The organism is candidate division KSB1 bacterium, assembly GCA_034506395.1.
Lineage (GTDB): Bacteria > Zhuqueibacterota > Zhuqueibacteria > Thermofontimicrobiales > Thermofontimicrobiaceae > Thermofontimicrobium.
In genome coordinates, this window is sequence record JAPDPQ010000067.1 from 1 (window position 1) to 5,715 (window position 5,715).

At 46.7% G+C, this 5,715-nt stretch carries 1 protein-coding gene; it reads left to right on the forward strand.

Translation table 11 applies throughout. The features are described 5' to 3' along the window. A partial coding sequence (locus ONB37_20140) for a hypothetical protein (GenBank protein ID MDZ7402473.1) occupies window positions 1–5,715 on the forward strand: 5,715 nt, incomplete at both ends.

Below are 5,715 nucleotides of genomic sequence, written 5' to 3' on the forward strand. Positions count from 1 at the left end.
CGTTGACGACCGATACTGGCTCTATTACCAGTATCGAATCTCTTGACGGGAGTATCGGTATTGGTGGAGGCGTCGGCCAGAATATTTCTGCAACGGGTGACGTCGGACCTGTTTCAGCAGACAGTGATCAGAGCGCATTTGCAGTGGGTGTTCCTACAGATATTGAAACCAGCATCAGTGGAAATAGTATAGGTGATGTGACCGCAGGTGGAAATATTGGAGCAGTTGCTCCTCCAATTACCATACAGACTCCAACTACCGGAACCACCATTGGAGCCATCACAGCGAAAGGTGGAGGCATCGGATCAGCTGCTGCTGGCATAACGATTTCTGCGGCTGAAGGTATAGGAGCGATAAATGCTTTTACAACCATTGATGCCTTAACGATCAATGGTAATAATGATGGGGATCTTACAGGCACAGGAATCGCCAGCATCACCGCAAGCGGAAATATTAATTTCGACACCATCACCACAGCCGATGGTGCAAATATTGCGGCAGCGGGGCCAAGCATTGGTCCTATAACGAGTTTGGGAGGAAGCATTCTTGACCGTGCAGGTGGCGTAGCGGCAACGATTACTTCGGGCGGCGATGTTGGAGATATTAAGGCTATGACCATCGGGCGGTCTGTTGGAACGCAGGCAGCGCCAATTACGATTACACTCGATGGTGACATCGATCTTGTCTATGCACCAGATACCAATGCACCTACTAATACAACAGGAGTGCATGTAACAATCAATGCAGGACATGTTACTGCCACCTCCCCTCTCATTACAGTCGTAAGTGGGAACATTACATACACGATCGATGTTGAGGGACCATTTGGGGATGCGGCACTATGGTTTGATATTGGAACCGTACAGTCAGGTGCAACCCCGGATGTTGGTTTGAGCAGTCTTACAGGAACAACCCTTGCCACCACATTAACATTTGATGCAACCGGAACAGCAAAGGTTGACCTTATCGGAATCGATGTCGATCCAGCGTTCAACCCAGGTGGATTTGTTACTCCGAATGCTCCTGATGCCTTTGGTGAGATTGATTTAGGAACTATTTTAGTTAAGGGAAATCTCGGACGAACAGATGGAACTGGAGCACCAACCCCTGGGTTTATTGATGTTGACAACGGTCAGACCCCAGATAACCTTGGAAGAGTCAACTATATTCAGATTGATGGGGGGATTGTACCCGGGAGCAAAATACAGGTTGAATCTCTTGGCCTGATCGGTGTAGCAGGCTCACTGCCTGCCGGAACAATTGTTTTACCTGCCGATGCTCCAGTTGTTCCAACCGAATTGACAGATTACATATTGGTTGTTCCTGCTGGAATGACTAAGGGCTGGTTCTTTACAACCGCTGATGGGGCAACCGCTCTTGGGCCAACGGGTTTTGACGACCCACGAGATGGACTCCCCTTTGGACATGCAGTCTATATTACCGCACGAGATGACTCTGATGCGATTGTGAGAATTGACATTAATGGAAGCAATAGCGAAGGCGATGATTATATTATAGGAGATGTAGAGATTCTGAGTGGTGCTCAGGCAGCAGCCCTCGGTTACACGGGCATTGTAGGTGGTGCTCGTGGTTTTGAGGCGACGACTGGTGTTGCGAGCCTCACCGAGACAGGCCCGGATATTGACTTTATCGAAGTTGAAGGTCCTCTTGGAGCCTTAACCCTTCTTTCTATGCCTGGTATCTCAACTCCAGGAAACCGCCTGGGTTCTGTCTCCGTTGGTTTCGAGATTGGATCAGGGGGTTATGATGATCAGGTCATGCCTGCATCCTACATCTCACATCCGGATGCATTCCCATCCTTATTCCCATCGGTACTTGGGCCTTACACAAGCATTATCCATCCAGGATTTGATGGGACTGCTGGGACTGGTAATGACGATTTCATCCTCTGGGGCGGAGCCGCAAATCTTGGTCCTGTAGAAGTCCAGGATGGTTCAGTGAGAGACCTTAGATTCCCGGATGGTGAGGTAAATTTTGAGATTGCAGCATCTGGAAGCGTCTCATCCGTTCTTGTCCATAGAGTCAACCTCCCAGAAAGTTTAGGTGAACCGCTCAATCTTGAGTCGATCATCACTGGAGATAATTTTACAGGGCCTTTGAGCCTGCCTGACGGTCAATTGGAAGGGTTCATCATTGTAGGTACAGGCAAGGTGGTAAGCCTTGGGGTAGATCTTCAGGCAAATACATCATTTAATCTAGGCGGGCCAACACCTGTACCAAATGCAGGGTTTGGAGGAACTGTGGGCGATGATATATTTGAGGTCATCCCTGTAAATGATCCGACCGGGCTTCAGGATGGGCTCATTGCATTTAGCTTATATAATGTATTTAATTATGGTTATAGGACTTATGGGGCAGCCCCGTTTGGAACAGGCTCAATTGGAACAGAATTGAGCCCAACAACGATCGATGTTGCAGGAAGTGTTCTTGATGGAAATCCATTTACTGACGGAGCCTGGACAGCAGTTGCTGATGGAATCTATGCAGATATCACAATTGGTGGTGACCTTCTTAATTACTCGATTTATTCGTTTAGAGGCCCGATAATGGGGACAGGCACCATAGATATAGGTGGGGATATGTATAACTCTACTATTTGGGCATGGGGAGATGTAGATAATGTGAATATTGGTTTAAATATGACCGAATCATGGATTAATTCCCAACTTGGCAGTGTCGGTGATGTAACCATTGGAAGAGATATGTATGTATCCGAAATCAGCGCTTTTGTCAATGTGGGTGATATCGTGGTCGGCGATGACATGTATGATTCATCTATTTATGCAGATACCGGTGATATTGGTGATATTACGGTTGGGAATTTAACTGAAAATACCGGAAGTATCTATATCAGCTCAATCGAGGCTTATGAAGGAAGCATCGGAGCAATTACCGTTGGTCAAGACCTTGAGGATTCTTATATCTTTGCAGGCCTCAACATTGGCAACATCACCGTTGGAGAGGATATTGCTGCCTATGATGAAGATGTGGATATCGTTGCCGAAGGTGGAACAATTGGAACGATCACTGTTGGAGACGATATTTATGCTGATGGTTATGACATCAATATCGTCGCTGATACCTATATAGGGAACATCTCTGTCAATGACTCGATTGTTGCAGACGATGCGGACATTAATATTGTTGCAGTTTCAGGTTCGATCGGGAATATCACCGTTGGCCTCGATGTTGACCACAAACCCTATGATGCAGAAGGGTATGGGATCATGGGAGTTGATGATGGTGTGGTTCGCATCGTTGCCCAGAAGGATATCGGTGTCATTGACGTGGTCGAAGGTTTCATTTCTGGAAATGTCCTGGTATCTGCAGGTGTAAGCCCGAGAATGGACGGGGATGAGATTTACTTCCCAATGTCAGCCTCCGATCTATATAACAATGCAACTCATGTTCAGTTCCCAGACGTGGATGCCCTCTTTGCAGGGAATCTTGGTGGGATTATCGTTGAAAGAGGTGGAATTGTTGCCAATGAAGATTATGACATGATCTTCAGTGCAACGGGCGCAATCACCGGAGGAATCCAGACTGGAACAGCTATTGGTTTGAATGCTGCTGTAACGGCCTCAGCCCAGGATATTATCTTCCAGGCAGGCCCAGGAGGTATGGGAGCAATCAGCACTGGAAGCCTCAATGCTTCAGGAAATAAGATCGATATCCATACAGGTGGCCCAGTAAGTGGCATCACCGTTAAAGGCAAAATCCTTAATGATGTGGATATTCGTACAGGAGACCTTGCTGGCCTTGTCGTAACAAGCGATATGGATGGTGGTTCAGCAGGGATTGACATTCTTTCCAAAGCCATTACTGCGGTTACCTATTCCGGTTACACGGCAGCCATCCTGGTTGGCGGAAGCATGCTCAATGCTATAAACATTACTGCAGCGAGCATCGGTTCAGGTGGAAATGGTCTGACTGTTGGATTTAGCGGTGTTGGAAATATCAATCCAGGAACACAGAATATCAATATCAAAGCAGTTGGTACCTCTGGTAACATAGGCAATATCACCGTTCGTGACAGGATTGGTTCGCAGACAGCCAGTGGTGGTGGTGACGTTACTATCCTATCCAATGATGGTGCCGTAGGAAATGTGGTTGCAGGTGGAATCTATTCAGAGAACACGGCTGAAACATTCATTCATGCAGAAACTGGCATTGGTGATATAGTAACCCTGGATAACGCTGCGGGAGGAATTCAGAATCTTGAACTTCGAGTCTATTCAGCAACAGGAACCATTGGAGATATAATTTCCCATGGGGATATCACGGATCTTTCCTTCATCGACTTTGATGGATCGATTGGTGACATCGTCTCTCTAAATGGTTATGTAGACTTTGATAATGTTACCTTTGGTGGAAGCGTTGGTGACATCTACGCAAGCGAAGATATAGATATTTGGGAGGTGGTCTTAGAAAACGGAAGCCTTGGCGTAGATGGCAATATGTCAAGTGAACTTGGCGAAGTGACCGATACTTCTATCAACAAGGCTGATCCAACACTGGCTTATAATGCTACGCTTGGCACCTGGACGGTTCTTGATGGACTTAACCGGGCAAGACCTGATGGTGCACCAGAGGATGGTATCTTCAGCCAGGCTGGTAGGGTTGAGATGTATGATACTGTGGTGAATGGGTCTGTTGGAGATATTACCGCTTTCTTAGGAGTCTTCCTCGGTGATGATTATACTGGCAACAAAGTCCGAATTGGCGGTGATTTAGGTAATGTCACAGCAGGTACAGTCATGGAGATTGAGAATGTCATTGTCCATGGCAATGTTGGCCAGATCACAGCCTATGGGAATCCATACGGAGATTATGGAATTTATATTGATGGCTTTAGTGTGGGCGGTAATTTGGCAGGTATGGATTGTGTTGCAGGACCAATAGAAATCTATGATCTAAACGTTGTAGGAAATGTGGGTGACATTACTGCCTTTGAGGGTGTCTCCGGTGGCTATGATGACTCTCCGATAATGATCGGTGGAAATCTTGGGTCAGTGGTTTCTCTAAAGGGTGACATCACCCTTCATGTAGTGGTAGATGGAAATATCGGGGATGTCTATGCTGAAATGGGCGACATCTATGACTCTATGATCTATGCCGGTGGGAACATCGGTAGCTTCACATCGGGGACTGGTGTTCGGGCTGGAAACTTCATCTGGGACGATGTGGCAATCGTTGCCAAAGGAACGATTGGAGTGGTTGAGGCCAGGGTGCTTGGATACTCCATTGTCTGGTCAGAGGATTATTATGATACCGTTGTAGATGATACTGATGGAATTTACGACGGGGTAAACGACATCCTGATCCCTGACAATGACCGAGTCTTTGACTTTTCCAATGACTACCTGGTCTTTGCGGATTCGACCGGAGATAATAGGATTGAAATTTCTCCGATCATCCAGGCCTATATGAATGGTGTGTCTGGCGGAGCGGATCTGCTTGATGATGGCAAGATAGACAGTCAGGAAGCACTTGATATTATTAAATGGGCAAGCGGTGAGCTTCCTGATATAAGCGACCCACAATACGTTGAGACCTTGACCACAGTCTTCCAGTATATCTTCAAAGAAGTAGAAGTAATCGATGTGGATGATGTGGTCGATGTACCGGATGTCTTATGGGTAAATGGAACACCTTACAATGAATATTTCCTCACCATTATTGCCGAAGGGGCTG